Here is a 23828-nt window from a genome sequence, read left to right on the forward strand (position 1 = left end):
AAAAGGACTTAGTCCTGTACAATACAGGACTAAATCCTTAACTTAAATTATTTGTCTAACTTTTTGGGGTCAGTACACTCGAGGGATTGTTTTTTTATAATGCAAAGAAGAGAAACTATTTGACAGCCTCCCATAATTGGCGAATGGGCTTTCTTTGAACAGGGTCCACAAAATGAGGAGCAATTTCATTCAAAGATTCTAGGACAAAGGCACGTTCTGCCACATAAGGATGCGGTAAGATCAAGCTCGGACTGTAACAAATGGTGTCCTCCATGTAGAGCAGATCTAGATCAATCACACGTGGCCCCCACTTGACCTCACGAACACGTCCCATTTCCTGCTCAATGGCAAGTAAGGTCTCTAATAAATCCTCTGGGGTCATCCAGGTTTCAACTTCTGCCACCTGATTCAAAAAGGTGTCCTGCTCCACTCCTCCCCAAGGTTCTGTTTCAATCCTTGTGGATGTCTGAAGAAGGCGAATGCCTCGATCCTTGAGTTTTTCTAGCGCCGTCTCTAGTTGCAGTTGTTTATCTCCCATATTGGTGCCAAGCCCAATAAAGGCCCGTTTTTTCTCCCGTTCAATTGTCACAGAACAAGTCTCTAATGGCAAGGGAACAGGAGCCCAGGGCTTTTTCAACTCCAGACGAACTTTTTCTACAAAGGCATAGCTTTCGAAAATCTTTTGCACCAATTGAAAGGCCACCGTTTCAATCAGATCGATTTTTTCTGCCTGCATCCACTCGGTCAATTGTTCCGCTAAGATCCCGTAATGGATCGAAGCTTCCAAATCACCTGTGCGGGCAGCACGGGTCATTTCATAATCCACCCATAGGTCTAGGACAAAGCGTTGTCCCAATTCTTTTTCTGCTGGAAAAACACCATGATAGGCGTATACCTCTAAGTCCTTGATCCGTAATTGATCCACTCTCTTCACCTCTTATAGCCAGCCATTAGTGGCCCATGAGTTTATAGGCTTCATTTTTCAAGTCTTTATCTGTCGCAAGCAATCCACGCGCAGCAGTTGTCACTGTAGCAGTCCCAGGTTTACGGACACCCCGCATGTTCATACACATATGTTCTGCTTCTACCCAGACAAGGGCACCTTGCGCTCCAAGATATTCCATCAAGGCATCTGCGATTTCTACCGTCAATCGTTCCTGAATCTGTGGTTTTTTAGCATAAACTTCGACCGTACGAGCCAGTTTTGAAAGCCCAGCAACACGGCCATTTGGAATGTAGGCAATGTGCACTTTTCCATAAAACGGCAAAAAGTGATGCTCACACATGGAATGGAAGAAAATATCCTTCTCAACCACCATATTGTTATCAATGATTTCAAATGATTTAGACAGGTGCTCTTCTGCCGTCTGTCCTAGTCCTGAAAAGATTTCTTGGTACATCTTTGCAATGCGGGTCGGCGTTTCCTGAAGTCCCTCACGGTTCTCATCTTCACCGACTGCCTCGATGATCATTTTCACTGCTTCTTCAATTTTCTTTGTATCCATATCATCTCCTAGTTGGATTTTTCTGTTTTTAATAAATAAGGTCGTACCTGGCTAAGAAAGTAGAGCGATCCCGTTACAATGAGGAGCTCATCGCCTTTTGCTTGCCAGTTTTGTAGAAACTCTTGCCAGTTGACTTCCTCAAGCTGATGGTTTTTCGCAGCAGCTCTTATCTCTTCTTGAGAATAGGCTCTTGGATCTTCAAAGGTCGTTAGGATCAAGCGACTATTTTCCAGTTCCTGCCACTGAATGAGCATCTCTTCTAAAGCTTTGGTCCGGATGCAGGTAAAAAGAATGGTCTTTTTTTGCCTTGGGAACAGTTCCCGAAGACTTGCGATCAAAGGCGCAACGGCATGGGGATTATGGGCCCCATCTAGCAAGACCATGGGATTTTGCGAGACCACTTCCATCCGGCCAGGCCAGACGACTTGATGCAAGGCTTCATCCACTAACTCTCTTGACAAGAGTTCACGCCCTTCTCTTTCAAAAAGTACATCACAGATACTGATAGCAAGAGCTGCATTTCTGGCCTGGTGATGACCTAAGAGCGCTACTTGATAAGAGGCTTTTTCTCTTTTGGAACTGTGATAAGAAAAGGATTGACCCGATAGACAAGAGGCTTCTAGCTCAACTTGGTAATCCTTATCATAGGCTGTTATCGGTGCCTGCTTCTGAATCGCAATACCTTCAATGACTTGGCTGGCTTCTGCTTCTAATTTCCCTAGAACCAGAGGAATTCCTGGCTTAATGATACCAGCCTTTTCACGGGCGATGGAAGCCAGATCTGGCCCAAGAAGGGCGACATGATCCAAGCCAATCGAAGTGATTGCGGTCAGAACGGGCTGGCAGACATTGGTACTATCTAGTCGTCCCCCCATACCGACTTCCATGATCACATAATCCAGCTCCTCATGAGCAAAATAATCATAGGCAATCGCCGTCATCACTTCAAATTCCGTCAACCCTTGAAAGACGGCCTTTGATTGTTCAGCTTGCAGGAGCTGCTGGTAACTATCCAGGTAGGTTTGCAGGTCTTGATCTGAAATGGCTTCGCCATTAATGGTGATTTGGTCATTGTAATAGATCAGATAAGGAGAGGTAAAGACTCCAACGCGTAAACCTGCCTGCCTCAAGAGTTGGGACAAGGTAGCAATGGTAGATCCTTTGCCATTGGTCCCCGCAACATGAATGACCCGACAGTCTAGGTGAGGATTTCCTCTCAAAGCCAAGAGAGCTTCCATGCGCTCCAAGCCGAAATGTGGATCTTGGGAACGATAGGCTTCTAGCCAACGAAGATCCAACTGATGTTCTTTTGTCTTCATTTACTTGTATTGTTTTAAATTGGTATCTGCTGCCTCTTGGGCTTGGAAAATGGCTTGGCCCAGACTGGCTGCCATCTTGTGAAGAGGAATATCATGCACCCGCACTACTTCGACTCCTTGACTGGCTGCAATACTCGTCAAATGGCTCGAAGCCAGGTCCCGATTCCAAAAACCAGTCTCCGTTGCAGGATCTGTCTCAAATCCAGCTTCCTCAATAATATTGACCACAAAGCGTTTCCGAGAGACTCCAAGAAAGATTGGATAGCCCTTTTGGTGAATCGTCTCTAGCTCTTGCAATAAGAGTAAGTTCTCGCGCTTGGTCAACCCAAATCCGATCCCAGGATCCAACATAATACGATCCATCTGGACACCGGCTGCTTTCGCTTCAGCAAGCGAGCGGTCAAAGAAACTCCACATCAAGTCTTGAATCGGTTCTTGAGCCATCTTTTGAAGTTCTTGCTCTGAAAAGACTGGTTCAAAACCAAAACGTGGAAAGATAGTGGAACTTGGATGATGCGGTCTTGCCATCACTGGATTAAACATGAGAATAGCGCTCGCTTCATGCTCCACAACCACAGCAGCCATCTGAGAATCTCCAAGAAAACCAGTAATATCGTTGACAATATCAGCCCCAGCTTCGAGCGCCGCCGCCGCCACCTGGGACTTCCAGGTATCCACTGAGATCAAGACATCACTTTCTTTCCGAATGGCTTCGATCACTGGAACCACACGGTCAATCTCTTCTTGGATCTCTACATAATGACTACCTGGTCTGGTTGATTCTCCCCCAATATCGAGGATCTGAGCTCCTTCTTGGATCAGTTTTCTCGCCTGCTGCAAGGCTGCATCCACACTCGTATACTTACCGCCATCAGAAAATGAATCCGGAGTGACATTTAAGATCCCACAAAGAAGGGTCCCTTGGCCACTCAGCCATTTTTTATCAATCATTTTCGTTCTCCTTTGATTCCCTTCCTACAGCATGATTGCGAACAAAAGAGGCTAGAACAAGTGTTCTAAACCTCTGAGTCTACTCTCCATACGGATTTCTGACCTTCTGTAGGATGGTTCTGCATCAAAACTCATTGGTACCTACCATTTTATCATAATTTATCATGGAAGAAAACTCTCCATACTGGCAATAAACAAAGGAGTATGACCACCGGATAATAATAAGCCAGCGCGTTCAAGGTCATATGAAGGCAAATACTGTACTCGATCCGCTTGTAGCGATAAGCCACCCAAGTTAAGATCAAGGACATGCCTCCGTAAGCTACCCATTCCCCTAGGGTACTAGGTCCATGCAAGTAAGTAAAAAAGAGAGCACCGGCTAGATAACCGATTGGTTCTGCCCCTCGAAAGATCAAACGAGGGATAATGGCCCGACAGAGCAGCTCTTCTAGAATCGGAGCGACAAGGATCACGACCATACCCATAGCAAGAAAAGGAGCATGAGATTGCAGTTCTTTTAGAGCTGCTTGATTTGCCGTCGTACCACCTGCCTCTTGTTTCAATAAGGGATAGGCGAGCAGGTTATTAGCCATCAATAAGAGAAGAAAAAGAAAATTTCTCCCCAGAGCCGGCCAGGTAATGACCCGAACATCTAAGTTCTCCAGAGGGCTCATCTTGATGACCTTATAAAAAACAAAGAGCACCACCACTGTCACCAAGAGAGTGAGGATAGTGACCCACCTTGCATCCACTCCTTCTTGAAGGGAATAAACCATGGCGATGAGGGGGAATTGTGAGAGAAAGAATAAGGGCACAAAGAGAAGGAGCCAGAGGGCATTCTTACATAATGGGTGCTCTCGAATAAAAGACTGTATGTTTTTCAATGGACAACCTCTTTCTTGTATAAAATAAGAAGACTGGGGCTTTCGCCTCCAGCCTTCTCACTTTATTTCAGTTTACTGATTTTTGAAACGTTCAACGTCACGCGCAATCACCAACTCTTCATCCGTTGGAATCACCAATACCTTCACACGGGAATCATCTGTAGAAATATCTCCGACAACTCCAAAGACGTTCTTTTCAGGGTCGACCTTGCAGCCAAACCAGCTGATTCCATTGATAATAGAAGAACGAACATTTACTGCATTTTCACCGATTCCTGCTGTAAAGATGATGGCATCTGCACCATTCAAGACTGCTAAGTATTGACCGATGTATTTTTGCAAACGATCGATAAAGATATCGTAAGCCAATTTAGCTTTTTCATCTCCATTGTGCATCGCTGTATGGATATCCCGCATGTCACTAGAAGATCCAGAAACACCCAGAAGACCTGATTCACGATTGAGGATACGGCTAATATCTTCAGGCTTATTGAAATCCTCTGTATGCTCCATCAAGTAAGGAATAATCGCTGGATCGAGATCCCCTGTACGGGTTCCCATCATGACTCCACCTAGAGGGGTGAAGCCCATTGAGGTATCCACAGAGATTCCCTTGTCAACCGCTGTAACAGATACACCATTTCCAACGTGGCAGGTGATCAATTTCAATTCTTCTAATGGTTTTCCAAGAAGTTTAGCAGCTTCACCAGCTACATACTGATGACTGGTTCCATGAGCGCCGTACTTACGGACCTTATTTTCTGTGTAATATTTAGTTGGAAGAGGGTAACGATAAGCTTTTTCCGGCATGGTTGTATGGAAAGAAGTATCAAATACCACAACACTGGTAATATTTGGACAAATCTCTCTAAAGGCACGAATTCCGGCTGCATTTGCAGGATTATGAAGAGGTGCTAACAAAGACAATTCTTCTACTTTTCGAAGGACTTCGTCATCTACCAAGGCAGAATCCTTGAAGTATTCTCCACCAGCAACGACACGGTGACCCACACCTGTAATCTCATCGTAGGATTTGATAATATCAAAGCGAATCAAATCATCCAACAAAATTTTTACAGCTTGTGTATGGTCCTGGATATCTAATACTTGTTTTTCAGAGCGTCCATCAAATTTAACGGTTGAAATAGAATCCTTCAAACCGATCCGTTCAATCAACCCTTTTGCAAGAACAGTTTCCTCTGGCATTTGGTACAATTGCCATTTCAAACTAGAGCTTCCTGCATTAATAGAAATTGTTTTCGACATATATTCACCTCATTAAGCGTTTTCACTTCCTCTATTATATCAGATCTTTGATCAAATTTCACTATCCTTTAACCAGTTTTGGAAACTTTCCATAAAGTGAACCACCTGGTCTTGATCCTGGAGATCGGTAAAAGGATAAACAAAGGGCTGAACAGACTCTTCTTCTTGTTTTCGTAGGACGAAAATCGTCTTAGCATAGGCTGGATTTGAAAAAAGAGATTCTGGCAAGGTCAGCATGGCAAGGATTTGGGCCTTGTCTGTTAGCCAAGCTTTCAACAGATCACTCTGAGGGCTCGTCAAGAGGTTATTTGGAGCTAAAAAGATGGCAACTCCTTGAGGTTTCAGATATTTCAGAGCCTGTTCCATCATGAGGTGATGGGCATAGGTATGGCCTTCGGAGCTCGCCACCTGATAGCGCTGTGCAATCGCATCATCTGGATAATAACCAATTGGTAAGTCGCTAACGATCAAGTCACTTTCTTTCAACACTTGCGGACGCACCGCATCGCCTTGTGCAAAGACAACACTGGATTCCATCACATCTGCGATACTAGCAGATAGATCAATCAAGAGATCATCTACCTCCAATCCTAAGTAATCAATCGTGAGACGGCTATTGTTGACAATAGTCTCAGCGAGATTTCCGGTTCCACTCCCCACTTCTAAGACATCCAGTTGGTCGCCTTTGGCCAACTGATCGATCAAAAATGTAATGATAAAACCAATCGCATCTGGTGTGAACTGGTGATTCGCTTGTAAAGGCTCTGTCTGAGTAGCTTTCATAAAAAGGAATTGGTAGGCTCTGCGCCATTCTTCCTTACTTAAACCTAGTTCTTTTAATTTTTTGCTATTGTTTTTAACAATGTCTAAATCCGTCTTGCCATCCAAATACATGGCATTTTGTTCAATCAAGGCGTCATAAAAGTTGGTCGACAATTCATTTTGAATACTTTGAGTGTTTTCTAATAGATAGGTATAAGCTTGTTCAATTTTTTCGAAATTCATGATTTCCTCCGCACCCTATCATACCAAAAATTAGTCTTTTTCGCTATTTTCTGATGGTTCCTTGGTCTCGTTTGGCGTCTCTTCAGAAGGCGTTTCGCTCCCTGCCTTCTCCTTATCTTTCTGTGTCTTCTTCTTTTCTTTTTGGCTCTTCTTGCTTTCTTTTTCTTCCCTTACTGGAAGGACAAACTCATAACTTTCGCCATTCATCTCAGCTTGGGCATGAAGAAAACCGTTGTCTTTCTTTAGCTGAACTGTTCCAGACTTTAAATGAATCTCTGATGTCTTCTCATCACTCTTTCTCTTTTCAAGAGCCAATTGCACCAAAGCATAGGCCCGAAGGCGATCTTGACTCGTCTTTAAGATTCGTCTTTCCGCAACCTGACGGTGCAGGTAAAACTGAAGCAAGAGACTAAAAATCGCTGCCATCAAGAGAGCGTAAAGCAAGACACCAGCCTTAACTTTTTTCATTTTGCATCGCTGGTACCACATGATAGACATACTCCCTTTCTAGACCTTCTTCAAAATTCAAACGCAGATGAAGGAACTCTCCCTCCTGCCAAATTTGGCTAGAGTGAACTCCTGAAATCATAGGCTGATAGCCCCTGCCCTTATCATCTGTTTTTCGGATATCATCTCCTTTAGATTGGCCAATGGCAATTGGTTTTTGATCCTGGATCAAGTAGATATGGTTGTCCGCCACTTTTTCAAAATGACTCCGATCCAATTCCACCTGCAATTGTTGCTGAAAAAGTATCCATTCTTCCTGCTTTTGATGCGCCTGGTAGTCCAATTCAGCATGCAGGAGCTTGGTCAAGCCTTGAAAGACCAACACTCCCCCACTAAGCACCAAGAGAGCGATCAAGGCTTCGAGCAGGGTAAAGGCCTTGACCTTTCCTTTATTCCACATGCAGTACCACCCTTCCTTGATGATAGACCGTGAGTTGATCGGCATCTTTTTCGACTTGAACCTGAATACCATTGGCCTCCAGATGATTTTGCCCTGTCTGAAGTGCCATTTGAGCGACAGATAAGACTTCTACCTCTTTGAAATCCTCTAGTCGCTCCTTGCGCGAACGCCGGATCTCCCCTAACAATAAGGTCGTAATCATGGCAAATAAACCCAAGGCAACTAAGGATTCTATGAGAATACTAGCGGGAACGGATGCTTTTTTTAATTTTCCCATTTCCAAGCGACAGTTGATAGGTCACCACTCCTCTCTGTGTCTGAAAGTGAACATTGGCCAGGGATGAATTGCCACCTGCACGGTCTAAACGAATAGTTTTAGGATCTTGCAAAATAACAGAATCAGGAATCTCCACCGTCTGGTAGGGCGTTTGAATCTTCCTTGCAGTCACTTCAACATCCAATTCCGTTTGCCTTGCCAAGGCTATCTTTTGGCTTTCTTGATAGAGGTGTTCAAACTCTGCAAAAAATACTTTTTCTTCCACCTGCTGAAAGCTCGTCTTGATCGATCCCGATAAGCCCAGATAAATAAAACTAACGATCATCAAGGTCAGAAGGGTCTCCACCAAGGTGAAGGCCTTAATCTGCAACCGCACGAGTTTCTCCACTATTTTTCGCATAATAGGCACGATAAGATTCTGCTTGTTTGTTGGTAATATTTCCATCAGCAATTAGCTTTGATAGAGTGGCTTGATCATTGGTATGATTGAGCTCATACAATTCAGCCTGGCTTTCGACCACCTTCACAACCGCTGCATTTCCTGTCTCTTTCACGGAGTCTTTTTGCTTGGTCAAATTCGGCACAAAGAGCAATAAGAGCACACTGATGATCAATAAGACCACCAACATTTCAATAAGTGTAAAGGCTTTAACCTTGTAGGTTTTTAATGTTTTCATAAATGAACCTCCATATTTTGATAAATCGGCAGCAACATGGCTGCATAGAGTAAGACAATCACAAGAGCCACAAAGACAAACACCAAGGGTTGTATCACATTCATGGCCTTGTGAACCCGACGAAAGAAATCTTCCCATGTTTTTTCAGCGTAGATCTCTAGTTCACTTCCGAGCTTTGATTTGACTTCACCATATTCAATCATAAGGGGCAATTCTTTTTTGAAAAAAGGATACCCCCTGACCGTCTCTGAAAAGGACTGGCCACGATCTAAAGAAAGAGCTAAGTCCCTTCCAATTTCTTGAAAAAGCTGGGATTTTTGCTCCTGCATCATGGAAAAAATCTGAGACAACTCCAATCCTTGCCCAATCAGATTGCCCCATTCTCTGGCATAATAGGCTGTCAAATAAGCTTGAATCATGCCTTTCCCGAAAGGCAGATGAGCCAAGGTTCTAAAAACCTTGATCTTGCCTGACTGGCGGTAATAGAGAAAGCCGAGTAAGAAGAAGGTCACCAGTCCCGCTCCTAAGGCCAAAAAGAGTTGGGGGAAGGAATTGATCAATTGCGTCCCAATATTTTGAGCATCCATTTGAGGAAGCAAGTAATTGCGCAAGCCTAGCATAATCAGAACTAAAAACCCAAGTAAGATGAGAGGATAGGTGCTCACCTCAATCAGCTTTTTCTTGACCTTGCGCATATTTTCTAGGTAAGCACTGATTTTCTCCAAGCTCAATGCAAGATTGCCATGAAGCTCAGCGAGAGACAGCTGTGTCGTGACCGCATCTGAAAAACCGATCCCTGCCATCATCTCTGAAAAACTCCGCCCCCGCGAGAGATCCTCTCGCATCTGGGAAACCAAACGACTCTCCACTAGGTGAGAGCGATCCAGAAAATCGACAATCTCAGACAGGTGAAAACCACTCGAATAAAGATTCAAAAACAATTCGATGATTTGCTTTTGTTTAGCGGTAGATAATTTTTTCGGCTTGGGCCTGAGCCAGCTGGATATATCCCGATTGAGCCAAGAGATCCATTTGTTGGTTCCAGCGGCTGGCTGAGTGCTCTTGGTAGTTTTCCGTCGCAAAATCGACCACACCTCCTCCTGCAATTAATCGTTGGTAGCAAATTCCTTGTAAAACAATCTTGAGCTCTTCCTCACTCACTCCAAGTTCTAAAAGTCGCTCATAAACACCTCGAACGCTTTTCGCATGAATCGTAGAGAAGACGGTGACTCCTGTCAAACTAGCCCGTACGACTGCACGAGCTGTTTCCTTATCTCGGATCTCTCCAATAATGAGAAGGTCCGGCCGATGGCGTAAGGAGAGTTTGATCAGGTTGTCATAGGTCATGCCAATCTGGTCATTCAGCTGAAGCTGAAGCATATTATCCTGCTTGATCTCGACAGGGTCTTCAATAGACATGACTTGCTGGTCCGCAAAGCGCTCTTGCGCTAAAGCATGCATGAGAGTGGTCTTTCCCGAGCCAACGGGACCCGCAAAAAGATAAAGCCCACGACCAGCCAATTTCTTCTTCAAGTCCGGTAATTGATCAAACCAAAACCGTAATTCGCGTTCCTCATCATGCAAGAGCCGAATAACCAAGCTTTCATAACCACGATAATCCCCCACCGTCGACAAGCGAATCGAGACCACTCCATCCTCTAATGGGTAATCACACGACCCTAGCTGGCTGCGCCTTTTTTCTCCCACATTCATCCCTGCCACGAACTTAAAGTGGCTAATCATAGCCGTCATGTCCTCAAAAGGGAAGGACTGCACAAAGCGCCTCTCGTCTCCCACCCTCATAAAAACCTGGTACTCCTCCTTCCGAGGAATGAAGTAAAGATCCTGAGCCTCTTCCTTCTTTCCCATACGGATCAGTTTTTTTGCAATTTCTTGAACCATAGTTCCTCCTCTCACTTATACTATTCGAAAAAGAAGACAAAAAAAGAAGACTTTCTAGATCGCTCTAAAAAATCTTCCGCATTTCTCTTATGACAGGGTCGTCCCCTTTTTTGAATCGAGTGTATATTGACAAGAACGGTGTTTGCGACTGCCTCTTTCCTTTTCGTAGCCTGGGCGGAGCTTGCTTTTAGGGATCTTATGCTCGTCTTCTAGGAGGACAATCGAATGGAAAAACTGCACATCTTCACTGCAGTCCTCACACCACTCTTGCTCCTTGGTATCCCAAAAGATCGTCATGAGGTCACTCCGACTCTTATAACTTGGAAAGTGCTCATTTAACTCCAACCACTTCTGCTTGTAGTATTTCAAAGCCTGGTAATAGTCTTCAAACTTCCGACTACTCACGATATCTTCTTCCCAACCTTCTAAAAACCACCAGGGTTCACAGTCCCCGTACATTTCAATCACTCGATACATAAACTCTTCCATCCTTTGTATCCTCTATTATATAGAAAATCCTTTGAGAATAAAAGTTTTCTGCTCAGAACATGATTTTTCAGGTAGTTTTCAGGTGATTTTCACAATTATTTTTCAAAAATAGACTGCCTAATTGCTATTGGTTCCTTTTTTCGAGAATCAAAAGAAGAGAGTCCCAACAAAATGGACAGACCATCCTGGGGAACTCTCTCTTCTCAAGTATTTAGAACAATTCAAGTGCAATCATGGTTGTCATGGTTGCATCGTAATAGTTGTTCAGAGGTAGATCTTGTGTAAAGATATACTTGTTCTGTTGCACCAACTTCAAATAGCCTTTTTCATGTTCAGAGGCATAGACAATCGGTGCCAAAAAGCTTGCTGCCTGATGATTGTTCAAGGCCTTCCCTTTCAAGTCATAACCTGCATACAGGTTTCGTTGACTCTTGAAAAAGTTAAGCATCTTTTTCACCAATTGTTGACTGGTTTTGTCCTTACTTTGAACAAGGTTGTATGGAAGGCGACAAGCATTATACGAGTAGGCACCATCATACTTGGATTCAATCGTCTTTGGATCCGCTACGCGCGTTCCTTGCTCATCTACCCAGATGAAATCAGGTAGTAAACCTGTTTTTGTTTGGGAGCTGATCGTTTGGAGTTGTTGCAACATCTTTTCTTTGATGTCCAACCACTTTGAATCTTTTGTCACTTCATAAAAGATCTGGAATTGCGCTGGCAGTGTATCAGACGTCCGCATCAAATGATAAAACTCCGAGTCCTGATTGGCCCAATTCCCCACCGTTAACACACCCGTTTCTTCATTGTAGTTGTGTGCGAGAATATCTTCTAAAATCGCTTTGGCTTGAGCCTGGTAGTCTTTGGCTTGCTTTGGCCATTTCTGAGCGGCTTTTAGAAGAGCATAGGCGATGTAGAGATCTCCATCTGTAGCGTTATGATCCTCATCCTTTGCTTTTCCATTGCTGATGGTTTGTTTCCAAGACATCAATTGGGTACCTTCCAAGCGATGATTTAGATAATAGTGATAGAGTCGGTCAAAGTCTGCTTGTTGGGCTTGTCCTTTTTCGGCAGCTGCAACAGTAATGAGCATTCCATAACTTTGTGCCTCGGATAACACTACTGTTTGATTGCTATCATTGGTGGTTCGAACATAGGATTCTTTCCCTTTTGAAACAACAAAATGCTCATTCCACTGATGATAAATTCGATTTCGCATCACCACTTTACTTCTCGTTCTCGCTAAAAACAAGGTCAAACAGAAAATGCAAAGGATGACTAGAAACCATACATATCTCATCTTTTTCGTTTTCATAATTTCTCCTATCCTGCGAATCGTTTTGTTTTAACCCATTTGGTTTCTTTCCGGTGCAATAGTTTATCCATCACAATCGAAGAGATGGCATCAATCGACACAATGATAAACAGTTGAGAATAGGTGAAATAGGCAGCCAAGGCCAACCAAATTTGCTTGGTAGTGGCTTGACCAAATTGTGAGGCAAGAGCCACATTAATCTGAAGCAGATAAAGCCCAATCATCAAGATCCAATTGAAGAGCATCAATTGCGCAATGTAGATATTTTCAGAATCAAAGGCAAATGGAATTTGCACACCTGGCACCACTGTATGGATACACATGGCCAGAATATTGGCAAAAAAGATCAAGTCCGATAAGACGATGGCCGCATTAAACCAGAAGAAGACACAGGAATAGTTGGTCACTTCCAACTTCACGCGCCAATTTCCCTTACCAAATAAATGCTTGAAGTTGGAAAGAACCACTTCATAATTCCCTTTGGCCCAACGTTTCCGTTGCATATAGTAACTCTTCAGAGTCTCTGGCTCTTGTTGGAAAGCTTCTGAATTATAGGCTAGCGCAATCAACTTCCCACTTTGCATAATCTTGAAGGAAATATCCGTATCCTCAGTCAAGGCACCGTTTTTCCATCCTCCAATACTCTTGACAAATTCGGTTTGAATAATGAAGTTAGTTCCTGGAATCCGTCCAATCTTAAAGAGATGCCACATGCCCACATGATGAACCCGTTGGGTGACAACAATCTCTTGGTTGATACAGCGGGTCAAAAAGTTTTGATTGGCATTCCGCGTTTTATTGCGGCCGAAAGAAGCCACATGACGTTCTGGATCTTTGAGGACTTCTTTCACAAGGAAATAAAGGGCGTTCTTTTCAGGCATGGCATCTGCATCATAAACACAGATATAGTCTCCGGTTGCCATCGCCAAAGCGTCATTTAGCACACCGGCTTTCCCACCTGTCCCACTTCGATTGATAATGGTCAAATCACGTCCTGCATACTCTGGCAATGCTTTAACCGTCAAACACTCCTCATAGGTGTGATCGGAACAATTATCCGCAAAGAGCAGTAATTCAACACGATCATGTGGGTAGTTCATATCAAGGATCGCTTTGGCTGTTTGTGCAATGACCACATCCTCATTATGGGCGGGCACAACGATCGTCACTTTTGGATAATAAGGAAGCGGATCCGTATTGACACGAAAATCACTGTGTTTAAACCAAAAATGAACGGCTGAAAAGAGGATTACTAAGCCCCAGGCTAAGGATAACCAAATCGAAATCAAGGCAATAATCATCACAATTTGACTAATCATGGTCCACCGCCTTAAAGTTTTTATTGACACGGCGGTAAATCACCGTATAAGCTACAAATAATACAATAAAGCACAAGGCAAAAAATACACTGATGCCTACAGCTATATTAAAAAATATATTTGTAAGAGACATGTTTTCCTCCTAATATTCCACAATAATATCTGTTTCAAGTTGACGTTTTAAGTAACGAATCATTTCTTTATAGCGATGGTATTTGGTTCGATTGGATTGATCCACTACAAGAAATCCTGACTGAAATTGGATGCCCTGAACCCCATCTTCTCCTTGGAAAACCAGTCCTTCCAACTGTGGTTTTAAGACCGTCATATAATCGCTCTTCAGATCCCGCTCGCTATCAGAAGATAAAATCAAGAAATTACCGTCTGATACATAATACAAGCTTTCATTTGGCTTCAGATGATGCGTTAACAAATAGTTGATTTGGTTCAAGGTCCGATTGTACTCTCTCGGTTGCAATTGGAAGAACAATTCCTCGTGCGACCAGTGAATGAGTAAGGCCTGAATCGTATCATTGGTTTCCCCACCATAAGAAGCAATGCGGTTGCGGTAATCTGCGTAAGCTTCTGGCTCTTGATCCTTCACTTTTGCAATCTCTTTAAAGAGGTGATAGCGAATTCGGGTCAAAATTCCAATCAAGATCGGAAAACTAAAGAGCAAGAGCAAGGCTTGATGAAATGGGATATAGACGACACCTGCCACCAAAAAGACAATCCCAAGGGCAAATGACAACAGGATGGTCCATGTCAACAATAAATCCGATAAAACAATAGCAGAAAATAATCCTAAAACAAAGAACAATCCTTCTTCAATCAGAATCTCTCTTGCAAAAAACAAGCAGTAAAGTAAAAGAAGTACTTCGAAAACAATCAAAATCAGCAACCATCTACTTAACTTTTCCGTTTTTTTCATTTATTCTTTCTCTCCCTCATGAAATTCTTCGGCAGCCTCTCCCTGGCCAAAGTAATGTTTAATGGCTTGTACGATTCGCTCAGAAGCTTTTCCATCCCCATAAGGATTCCGGGCATTTGCCATTTGAAGATACAGGCTTTCGTTGGTTAAGAGCTCTGTCATCGTGGATTTTACGACGGCAGGATCCGTACCAACTAATTTCAAAGTCCCCGCTTTAACCCCTTCTGGGCGTTCCGTTGTATCGCGCAATACCAATACCGGTTTTCCTAATGATGGCGCCTCCTCTTGCACCCCACCTGAATCCGACATGATAAAGTAACTTCTCGAAGCTAAGTTGTGGAAATCCAGCACATCTAGAGGCTCAATGAGGTGGATCCGATCATGTTCTCCTAATAGATCGTTTGCCGCCTCTTGGACCGCTGGACTAAGATGCACTGGGTAAACCACTTCAATAGTCGGTTCTTGATCCACCATTTCTCTCAGAGCCCCAAAGACCGCTCGCATGGGTTGGCCTTGATTTTCTCTTCGATGCATGGTGACCAGGATGACTTTTTTATCTGGATCCAATTGATCTAACACTTCGTGGTGATAGTCCTCTTGAACCGTGAGTTTCAGCGCATCAATGGCAGTATTTCCCGTCACTACAATAGAGGATTCCGGATGATTTTCTTTTAAGAGATTGGCCTTACTTTCGCCTGTCGGCGCAAAATACAGATCCGCTAAATCATCCGTCATTTGACGGTTCATCTCTTCTGGATACGGTGAATATTTATCAAAGGTTCTCAAACCAGCTTCGACGTGACCAATGCGGACTTGATTGTAAAAGGCAACCAGACTCGCCGCAAAGGTGGTTGTCGTATCTCCATGGACGAGCACCATATCCGGCTTTTCTTTTTTGATAACTGGATCTAATTGATTCAGAATTTTAGAGGTAATGTCCAATAAGGTCTGGCTTTTCCCCATAATATCCAAATCGTAATCAGGTACGATGTTAAAGGTTTCTAAGACTTGGTCCAGCATTTGACGGTGCTGGGCAGTGACCACCGTAATGGTCTCAATAACCTCCTTTTGTTTTTGCAACTCCAACACCAAAGGGGCCATTTTAATGGCCTCCGGTCGCGTCCCAAACACAACCATAATTTTCAATTTTCCCATAAACTTCCCCCGTCGACATGCATGTAATTCGACATTTTTTTAATTTGTGTACATCTTTTTTCATTCTACCGCCAATGACTTTAAATGTCAAACCGATTTTGGGTTTTATAAAGAAATTACTAATAGTTAGTCATTTTATTATTTTGGTGTTTAGAATACATATCCATATAATCACTAATTGTAAGTATTTACAGCACGACTTTTACCGGGCTAATATTTTTGGTAAAAAAACAATTCAATAATTATACAATTATTTTTCAAATAATAAATTTTTATTATTTTTGCAAAAAAAAGCCGGAACTTGTAGTTCCGACTTATTTTCTTATTCTTCTACGACTTCAGCTGTTTGAACTTCATCGACTGTTCCATCTGTTAATGGCACTTCTTCGATAATTTCAACTTCATTAACTGCTTGTGGTTCCAAGTTACGGTAACGAGCCATACCTGTACCTGCAGGAATAATCTTACCAATGATAACATTTTCCTTAAGTCCAAGGAGATGGTCTTTCTTACCGCGGATCGCTGCGTCAGTAAGGACACGAGTTGTTTCCTGGAAGGAAGCCGCTGACAAGAAACTGTTGGTTTCAAGAGAGGCTTTGGTAATTCCCATAAGGACTGGACGAGCAGTTGCAGGAACTCCACCAGAGATAAGGACATCCTTATTGGCATCTGTAAAGTCTGTAATGTCCATCAGAGTACCCATGAGAAGGTCTGTATCTCCTGGATCCATGACACGTACTTTACGGATCATTTGACGCACCATTACCTCGATGTGTTTGTCGCCGATTTCTACCCCTTGGCTACGGTATACTTTTTGTACTTCCGCAAGAAGGTATGTTTCAACTGACAAGACATCACGAACGGCAAGGAGACGTTTTGGTTGAATAGATCCTTCTGTCAGAGCATCACCACGAGAGACTTGATCTCCCACTTCGACTTTCATGCGGGCAGTGTAAGGGACAACGTATTCGCCCTCACCAGTTGCTCCGCTAACAAAGACTTTCTTGGTCCGTGTAGAAGCATCTTCTTCGATGGCTGTGACTTCCCCTTTGACCTCAGTGATGACCGCTTCCCCTTTTGGATTGCGGGCTTCAAAGATTTCTTGGACACGAGGAAGACCCTGAGTGATATCGGTATTTGAGGCAACCCCACCCGTGTGGAAGGTACGCATGGTCAACTGTGTACCAGGTTCCCCGATAGATTGGGCAGCGATAGTTCCGACTGCTTCACCCACTTCAACCGCATCACCAGTCGCCAAGTTGATACCATAACAGTGACGGCAGACACCATGGCGGGTGTTACATGTAAAGACAGAGCGGATAGTGACTTCTTCAACACCAGCTTTGACAATTTCACGTGCTAGGTCTTCTGAAATCAAGGTATCTGGACCAACGATGACTTCACCTGTTTCAGGATGTTTAACAGATTTCTTGGTATAACGACCAGTCAAGCGTTCTTCGAGTGGCTCGATCATTTCCTTACCATCAGTAATGGCACGGATCACAAGTCCACGGTCTGTTCCACAGTCATCTTCACGGATAATGACGTCTTGGGCCACGTCAACCAAACGACGAGTCAAGTAACCTGAGTCGGCTGTCTTGAGGGCCGTATCGGTCATCCCTTTACGGGCACCGTGAGTTGAGAAGAACATTTCGAGTACTGACAAACCTTCGCGGAAGTTTGACAGGATTGGCAATTCCATGATCCGTCCGTTTGGAGCGGCCATCAAACCACGCATACCGGCAAGTTGCGAGAAGTTTGAGATGTTACCACGGGCTCCAGAATCCATCATCATAACGATTGGGTTCTTCGGATCTTGGTTATCCACCAAGCGTTTTTCCAATTTCTCACGGGCTGCACGCCATTCAGCTGTAACAGCATTGTAGCGTTCGTCATCTGTGATCAAACCACGACGGAATTGTTTCGTGATCTGTTCCACACGTTTGTGAGATTCTTCAATGATTTCTGCCTTATCTTCAACGACCGGAATATCGGCAATCCCCACTGTCAAACCAGCAAGGGTTGAATGATGGTAACCTAAGTCTTTCAAGCGGTCCAAGAAAGCAGACGTTTCAGTTGTACGGAAACGTTTGAAGATTTCGGCGATGATATTTCCAAGATTTTTCTTCTTGAATGGAACGTTTAATTCCAATTTCTCAATCGCTGATTTGACATCTTGACCAGGCTCCAAGAAGTACTTAGCTGGAACACCTTCTGTCAAGTTGGCATTATTAGGCTCTTGAAGGTATGGAAGCTCTGCAGGCATGATATCGTTAAAGAGAATCTTACCAACAGTTGTCAAGAGAATCTTGTGTTGTTGTGCTTCTGTCCATGGTTTGTTCAAGCTATCCGTCGCAATTCCGACACGTGTATGCAAGTGAACATAGCCATTGCGAAGAGCCATCACGGCTTCATCACGGTCTTTAAAGACCATGCCTTCGCCTTCACGACCAGCTTCTTCCATAGTGAGGTAGTAGTTCCCCAATACCATATCCTGAGATGGCGTAACGACTGGTTTACCATCTTTAGGATTCAAGATATGCTCAGCAGCCAACATCAAGATACGAGCTTCTGCTTGAGCTTCTTCTGAAAGCGGTACGTGGATGGCCATTTGGTCTCCATCGAAGTCGGCATTGTAGGCTTCACAGACAAGGGGGTGCAGGCGAAGGGCTTTCCCGTCAATCAAGACAGGTTCAAAGGCTTGGATCCCCAAACGGTGAAGGGTCGGTGCGCGGTTCAAGAGAACTGGGTGTTCTTTGATGACTTCTTCTAGGATATCCCAGATGCGTTCATCTCCACGTTCGACCAAGCGTTTTGCAGCTTTAACGTTTTGCACGATATCACGCGCAACGATTTCACGCATCACGAATGGTTTGAAGAGCTCGATGGCCATTTCACGTGGCACACCACATTGGTACATCTTAAGAGTTGGACCAACGGCGATAACAGAACGTCCTGAGAAGTCAACCCGTTTACCGAGCAAGTTTTGACGGAAGCGTCCTTGTTTCCCTTTGAGCATGTGACTCAATGATTTTAATGGACGGCTACCTGGTCCTGTGATTGGACGACCACGACGACCGTTATCGATCAAAGCATCAACCGCTTCTTGAAGCATCCGTTTTTCGTTTTGCACGATGATACCAGGGGCATTCAACTCAAGCAAACGTGCTAAACGGTTGTTCCGGTTGATCACACGACGATAGAGGTCGTTCAAGTCAGAGGCAGCAAAACGGCCACCATCCAATTGGACCATCGGACGAAGATCTGGTGGAATAACCGGAAGGATGTTGAGAACCATCCATTCTGGCTTGTTACCAGATTTGTAGAAGGCATCCAAGACATCCAAACGACGAACAGCCTTCACACGTTTTTGACCAGTTGCAGTCTTCAATTCTTCTTTCAAGAGAGCAATTTCAGCTTCCAAATCCACTTGTTTCAAGAGGTCTTGGATCGCTTCTGCACCCATCTTAGCTACAAAGGAACCTGGTCCGTATTCACGCAAGCGTTCACGGTATTCACGTTCTGTCATGATGGATTTGTGCTCAAGTGGTGTATCTTTTGGATCGATCACCACGTAAGCTGCGAAGTAAATGACTTCTTCAAGGGCACGAGGGCTCATATCCAAGGTCAATCCCATACGAGAAGGGATGCCTTTGAAGTACCAGATGTGTGATACAGGAGCTTTCAACTCGATGTGCCCCATGCGTTCACGACGAACTTTCGCACGTGTTACTTCAACCCCACAGCGGTCACAAACGATCCCTTTGTAACGGATCCGTTTGTATTTCCCACACGCACATTCCCAGTCTTTTGTAGGTCCAAAGATGACTTCATCAAAGAGACCTTCACGTTCTGGTTTCAATGTACGGTAGTTGATTGTTTCAGGTTTCTTGACCTCTCCATAAGACCATGAACGGACCTTGCTTGGAGAAGCTAGGGTGATTTGCATACTTTTAAAACGATTTACATCAACCACTATTTCTTACCTTTCCTTGTTTTCATACTTGTTTCATTTGGATACAGCTTAGGTGGGGGAAGAAAGGAAACTTTCTTGCCACCTCCTTGTATCTGTATCTTGTTATCGAATCATCCTGTCAGAAGCATTGGTTTCTCACAAGACAATCATTTTTACTGATTATTTTTCTGATTCTTCAGCATCAAAGGCTGCTTTTGCTTCCTTGGCTGCTTTTTCACGTGCTTTTTCAAGGTCATCCACATGAATCACATCATCGTCTTCCCCTTCATCGAGGTCACGAAGTTCCACTTCTTGATCATCTTCGTCCAAGACACGCATGTCAAGACCAAGAGATTGCAATTCTTTGACAAGAACGCGGAAGGATTCTGGTACACCTGGTTTTGGAATTGGTTTACCTTTGGTAATCGCTTCATAAGCTTTCAAACGTCCGTTGACATCATCTGACTTGTAAGTCAAGATTTCTTGAAGGACATTTGATGCACCATAAGCCTCAAGGGCCCACACTTCCATTTCCCCGAAACGTTGTCCACCAAACTGAGCTTTCCCTCCGAGTGGTTGTTGGGTAACCATTGAGTATGGTCCAACTGAACGGGCATGGAGTTTATCATCAACCATGTGGTGAAGCTTGATCATGTACATGACACCGACAGAGACACGGTTGTCAAATGGCTCACCTGTACGTCCATCGTAAAGGATCGTCTTGGCATCGCTATCCATACCAGCTTCTTTTACAGTATCCCAGAGGTCTTCTGAGCTTGCTCCGTCAAAGACTGGTGTTGCGATGTGGATACCCAAGTTACGAGCGGCCATACCAAGGTGAAGTTCCATAACCTGACCGATATTCATACGTGATGGCACCCCAAGAGGGTTCAACATGATATCAACTGGTGTACCGTCTGGAAGGTAAGGCATGTCTTCAACTGGAACAATACGAGACACAACCCCTTTGTTTCCGTGACGACCGGCCATCTTATCTCCGACGCGGATCTTGCGTTTTTGTGCGATGTAAACACGAACCAACATGTTGACACCCGATTGCAATTCATCTCCGTTTGCACGTGTAAAGATCTTAACATCGCGAACGACTCCATCTCCACCGTGAGGTACACGAAGAGAAGTATCCCGCACTTCACGAGATTTATCTCCAAAGATCGCGTGAAGGAGACGTTCTTCAGCAGAAAGGTCTTTTTCACCCTTCGGTGTTACCTTACCGACAAGGATATCGCCTTCTTTTACTTCCGCACCAATACGGATAATACCTGTTTCATCTAAGTCACGAAGAGCATCTTCCCCAACGTTTGGAATTTCACGGGTAATTTCTTCAGGGCCTAATTTGGTATCGCGTGTTTCTGATTCGAATTCTTCCAAGTGAACAGATGTGTAGACATCTTCTTTCACCAAGCGTTCGCTCATGATAACGGCATCCTCGAAGTTATACCCTTCCCAAGTCATGTAAGCGACGATTGGGTTTTGACCAAGGGCCATTTCCCCTTTTTCCATCGATGGACCGTCAGCGATAAAGTCGCCTTTTTCAACGACATCGCCAACTTTTACAAGGGTACGTTGGTTGTAAGCCGTACCTGAGTTTGAACGACGGAATTTTTGGATATGGTAAACATCAAGAGATCCATCTTCCCGACGAACTTCTACCTTGTCTGCATCTGCATAAGTAACTTTACCATCGTGTTGAGCAATGACTGCAGCTCCTGAGTCATGGGCTGCTTGGTATTCCATACCAGTCCCCACATAAGGGGCTTTTGGATCGATCAATGGCACAGCCTGACGTTGCATGTTGGCACCCATGAGGGCACGGTTGGAGTCATCGTTTTCCAAGAAAGGAATACATGCTGTCGCAACGGCAACTACTTGTTTTGGAGATACGTCCATGTAGTCGACTTGATCAGATGGGAATTCTTGGTTGTTACCACGGTGACGTCCCATAACGATTGGCTCAGCAAAGCCACCTTTTTCGTTCAACTTAGAGTTGGCCTGAGCAACGATGTACTCATCTTCTTCATCGGCTGTCAACCAAACGATTTCGTTGGTGACTACACCTTTTTCACGGTCCACTTTACGGTATGGCGTTTGGATGAAACCATATTTGTTCAAGTGTCCGTAGGATGACAAGTTGTTGATCAAACCGATGTTTGGTCCTTCAGGTGTTTCGATTGGACACATACGACCATAGTGGGTATAGTGCACGTCACGCACTTCATATCCAGCGCGGTCACGTGTCAAACCACCAGGCCCTAAGGCAGACAAACGACGTTTGTGAGACAACTCAGAAAGTGGGTTGTGTTGGTCCATGAACTGTGACAATTGGGAAGATCCAAAGAATTCTTTAATTGCCGCAGTTACTGGACGGATGTTGATGATTTGTTGTGGTGTCAAGACATCGTTATCTTGTACAGACATCCGTTCGCGAACGTTTCGTTCCATCCGTGAAAGTCCAAGACGCACTTGGTTAGCAAGCAATTCACCAACGGCACGAATCCGACGGTTTCCAAGGTGGTCGATATCATCCACGCGGCCAAGACCTTCTGCAAGGTTCAAGAAATAGCTCATTTCTGCCAAGATATCAGCTGGAGTTACGATGCGCACTTTGTCAGATGGGTTGGCATTTCCGATGATGGTAACAACGCGGTCTGGATCTGTTGGAGCAACAACTTTGAATTTTTGCAATTCTACTGGCTCTGTCAAAACAGCAGCATCATTTGGAATGTAGGTGATTTTGTTCAAACCGTTATCCAATTGTTCAGAGATGCTGTCGATGACATCGCGCGTCATAACAGTACCAGCTTCTACAAGGATTTCCCCTGTTTCAGCATCTACCAATGGTTCTGCGATTGTTTGGTTCAACAAGCGGTTCTTGATATTGAGTTTCTTGTTGATCTTGTAGCGACCAACTGGTGCCAAGTCATAACGACGTGGATCAAAGAAACGAGCTAACAACAAGCTACGTGAGCTTTCCGCTGTTTTTGGTTCACCTGGACGAAGACGCTCGTAGATTTCTTTGAGGGCTTCATCTGTCCGTGAATCCATTGGATTTTTGTGGATATCTTTTTCGATGGTATTGCGAACCAATTCGCTGTCCCCAAAGATATCGATGATTTCATCATCTCCAGAGAATCCAAGAGCACGCACAAGCGTTGTAAATGGAATCTTACGTGTGCGGTCGATACGTGTGTAAGCAATGTCTTTTGAGTCGGTTTCAAGCTCTAACCAAGCCCCACGGTTAGGAATAACAGTTGATCCATAACCAACCTTACCATTCTTGTCCACCTTATCATTGAAGTAGACACCTGGTGAGCGGACCAACTGAGATACGATAATCCGTTCTCCACCATTGATGATGAAAGTTCCCATTTCAGTCATGATTGGGAAATCACCAAAGAAAACTTCTTGGGTCTTGATTTCACCTGTTTCTTTGTTGACCAAACGGAAGGTCACAAAGATTGGTGCTGAGTAGCTGGCATCGTGGATGCGCGCTTCTTCAAGCGAATACTTAGGTTCGCGGATTTCATAACCCACAAATTCCAATTCCATTGTATCCGTGAAGTTTGAGATGGGAAGCACATCTTCAAATACTTCCTTCAAGCCATGATCCAAGAAATCTTTGAATGAGTCTGTCTGGATTTCAATCAAGTTTGGTAAATCAAGAACCTCTTTGATTCTTGAAAAACTACGACGGGTCCGATGTTTCCCGTATTGAACGTCATGTCCTGCCAAAGTTTTTAGCTCCTTTTTCCATACTAGGATAGCTTGGTAAAATGACTTTCACCACCTATCCGGTTTTAACTACAATTGTGTGATTTGCATCACGTGAAGAGCTATCTCTTCACCTCATTCGTCGCTTTTTGTAATTTTTAGAAAAATTAAATTTGTGTAACAAACTAGGATTTTTCTGAAAAATAGGCACAAAAAGAGCAGCTAAATCGACTTATTCAAGT

22 protein-coding genes are annotated in these 23828 nt (G+C 44.0%); all 22 read right to left on the minus strand.

The genetic code is table 11. The annotated features are described in order from the left end of the window. Positions 1-115: 115 nt before the first annotated feature. Complete coding sequence (gene folK, locus GMC92_RS09455; RefSeq protein WP_031572637.1) at positions 116-925, minus strand: 2-amino-4-hydroxy-6-hydroxymethyldihydropteridine diphosphokinase; 810 nt, start codon at positions 923-925, stop codon at positions 116-118. A 25-nt stretch (positions 926-950) separates the two neighbouring features. Further along, entirely contained in the window at positions 951-1505 is a 555-nt protein-coding gene (folE, locus tag GMC92_RS09460; RefSeq protein WP_049483599.1) for a GTP cyclohydrolase I FolE, read from the minus strand. 8 nt (positions 1506-1513) lie between these two features. Next, complete coding sequence (locus GMC92_RS09465) at positions 1514-2824, minus strand: bifunctional folylpolyglutamate synthase/dihydrofolate synthase (protein WP_155200255.1); 1311 nt, start codon at positions 2822-2824, stop codon at positions 1514-1516. Next, positions 2825-3775 carry a dihydropteroate synthase gene (gene folP, locus GMC92_RS09470; protein ID WP_155200256.1) on the minus strand — a complete coding sequence of 317 codons (951 nt, stop codon included), beginning with the start codon at positions 3773-3775 and terminating at the stop codon, positions 2825-2827. 152 nt (positions 3776-3927) lie between these two features. Further along, entirely contained in the window at positions 3928-4659 is a 732-nt protein-coding gene (locus GMC92_RS09475; protein WP_155200257.1) for a CPBP family intramembrane glutamic endopeptidase, read from the minus strand. A gap of 72 nt (positions 4660-4731) precedes the next feature. After that, positions 4732-5925: an acetate kinase gene (locus tag GMC92_RS09480; protein WP_023919646.1), complete on the minus strand. Its 1194-nt coding sequence runs from the start codon at positions 5923-5925 to the stop codon at positions 4732-4734. A 51-nt stretch (positions 5926-5976) separates the two neighbouring features. After that, complete coding sequence (locus GMC92_RS09485) at positions 5977-6930, minus strand: class I SAM-dependent methyltransferase (RefSeq protein ID WP_129824449.1); 954 nt, start codon at positions 6928-6930, stop codon at positions 5977-5979. A 30-nt stretch (positions 6931-6960) separates the two neighbouring features. After that, positions 6961-7398 carry a competence type IV pilus minor pilin ComGG gene (gene comGG, locus GMC92_RS09490; protein WP_229042376.1) on the minus strand — a complete coding sequence of 146 codons (438 nt, stop codon included), beginning with the start codon at positions 7396-7398 and terminating at the stop codon, positions 6961-6963. After that, positions 7385-7837, minus strand: a complete 453-nt coding sequence (gene comGF, locus GMC92_RS09495) for a competence type IV pilus minor pilin ComGF (RefSeq protein ID WP_155200258.1) — start codon at positions 7835-7837, stop codon at positions 7385-7387. The genes comGG and comGF overlap by 14 nt, the downstream gene beginning before the upstream one ends. Next, entirely contained in the window at positions 7827-8114 is a 288-nt protein-coding gene (gene comGE / locus GMC92_RS09500; RefSeq protein ID WP_155200259.1) for a competence type IV pilus minor pilin ComGE, read from the minus strand. Before comGE ends, comGF begins: the two co-directional genes overlap by 11 nt. Next, positions 8080-8484 carry a competence type IV pilus minor pilin ComGD gene (gene comGD, locus GMC92_RS09505; RefSeq protein ID WP_003004513.1) on the minus strand — a complete coding sequence of 135 codons (405 nt, stop codon included), beginning with the start codon at positions 8482-8484 and terminating at the stop codon, positions 8080-8082. The genes comGE and comGD overlap by 35 nt, the downstream gene beginning before the upstream one ends. Further along, on the minus strand, positions 8474-8791 hold the full coding sequence (gene comGC / locus GMC92_RS09510; protein ID WP_049489153.1) for a competence type IV pilus major pilin ComGC: 318 nt from the start codon (positions 8789-8791) through the stop codon (positions 8474-8476). Before comGC ends, comGD begins: the two co-directional genes overlap by 11 nt. After that, positions 8788-9819 (minus strand): competence type IV pilus assembly protein ComGB, encoded by a 1032-nt coding sequence (gene comGB, locus GMC92_RS09515; protein WP_338324060.1) that lies wholly within the window; start codon positions 9817-9819, stop codon positions 8788-8790. The genes comGC and comGB overlap by 4 nt, the downstream gene beginning before the upstream one ends. Next, the gene (gene comGA / locus GMC92_RS09520; protein ID WP_031572599.1) at positions 9752-10693 is read right to left on the minus strand and encodes a competence type IV pilus ATPase ComGA; all 942 of its coding nucleotides are present in this window, start codon (positions 10691-10693) and stop codon (positions 9752-9754) included. Before comGA ends, comGB begins: the two co-directional genes overlap by 68 nt. Positions 10694-10780: 87 nt before the next feature. Further along, positions 10781-11170: a DUF1033 family protein gene (locus GMC92_RS09525; RefSeq protein WP_031572596.1), complete on the minus strand. Its 390-nt coding sequence runs from the start codon at positions 11168-11170 to the stop codon at positions 10781-10783. 223 nt (positions 11171-11393) lie between these two features. Then, positions 11394-12497: a family 8 glycosyl hydrolase gene (locus GMC92_RS09530; protein WP_155200261.1), complete on the minus strand. Its 1104-nt coding sequence runs from the start codon at positions 12495-12497 to the stop codon at positions 11394-11396. Between the two features lie 8 nt (positions 12498-12505). Then, the gene (locus GMC92_RS09535) at positions 12506-13816 is read right to left on the minus strand and encodes a glycosyltransferase family 2 protein (RefSeq protein WP_155200262.1); all 1311 of its coding nucleotides are present in this window, start codon (positions 13814-13816) and stop codon (positions 12506-12508) included. Next, positions 13809-13949 carry a hypothetical protein gene (locus GMC92_RS10760; protein ID WP_003004308.1) on the minus strand — a complete coding sequence of 47 codons (141 nt, stop codon included), beginning with the start codon at positions 13947-13949 and terminating at the stop codon, positions 13809-13811. The genes GMC92_RS09535 and GMC92_RS10760 overlap by 8 nt, the downstream gene beginning before the upstream one ends. 9 nt (positions 13950-13958) lie before the next feature. After that, positions 13959-14747, minus strand: a complete 789-nt coding sequence (locus tag GMC92_RS09540; RefSeq protein ID WP_155200263.1) for an MMPL family transporter — start codon at positions 14745-14747, stop codon at positions 13959-13961. Beyond that, a complete protein-coding gene (wecB, locus tag GMC92_RS09545; protein ID WP_155168049.1) occupies positions 14748-15902 on the minus strand; it encodes a non-hydrolyzing UDP-N-acetylglucosamine 2-epimerase in 1155 nt (384 codons plus the stop codon). Between the two features lie 322 nt (positions 15903-16224). Further along, positions 16225-19878: a DNA-directed RNA polymerase subunit beta' gene (gene rpoC, locus GMC92_RS09550; protein WP_338324058.1), complete on the minus strand. Its 3654-nt coding sequence runs from the start codon at positions 19876-19878 to the stop codon at positions 16225-16227. A 159-nt stretch (positions 19879-20037) separates the two neighbouring features. Next, the gene (gene rpoB, locus GMC92_RS09555) at positions 20038-23607 is read right to left on the minus strand and encodes a DNA-directed RNA polymerase subunit beta (RefSeq protein WP_155200264.1); all 3570 of its coding nucleotides are present in this window, start codon (positions 23605-23607) and stop codon (positions 20038-20040) included. Positions 23608-23828 lie beyond the last annotated feature (221 nt).

The sequence above is a fragment of the Streptococcus parasanguinis genome (genome assembly GCF_009717775.1).
Lineage (GTDB): Bacteria > Bacillota > Bacilli > Lactobacillales > Streptococcaceae > Streptococcus > Streptococcus parasanguinis_AG.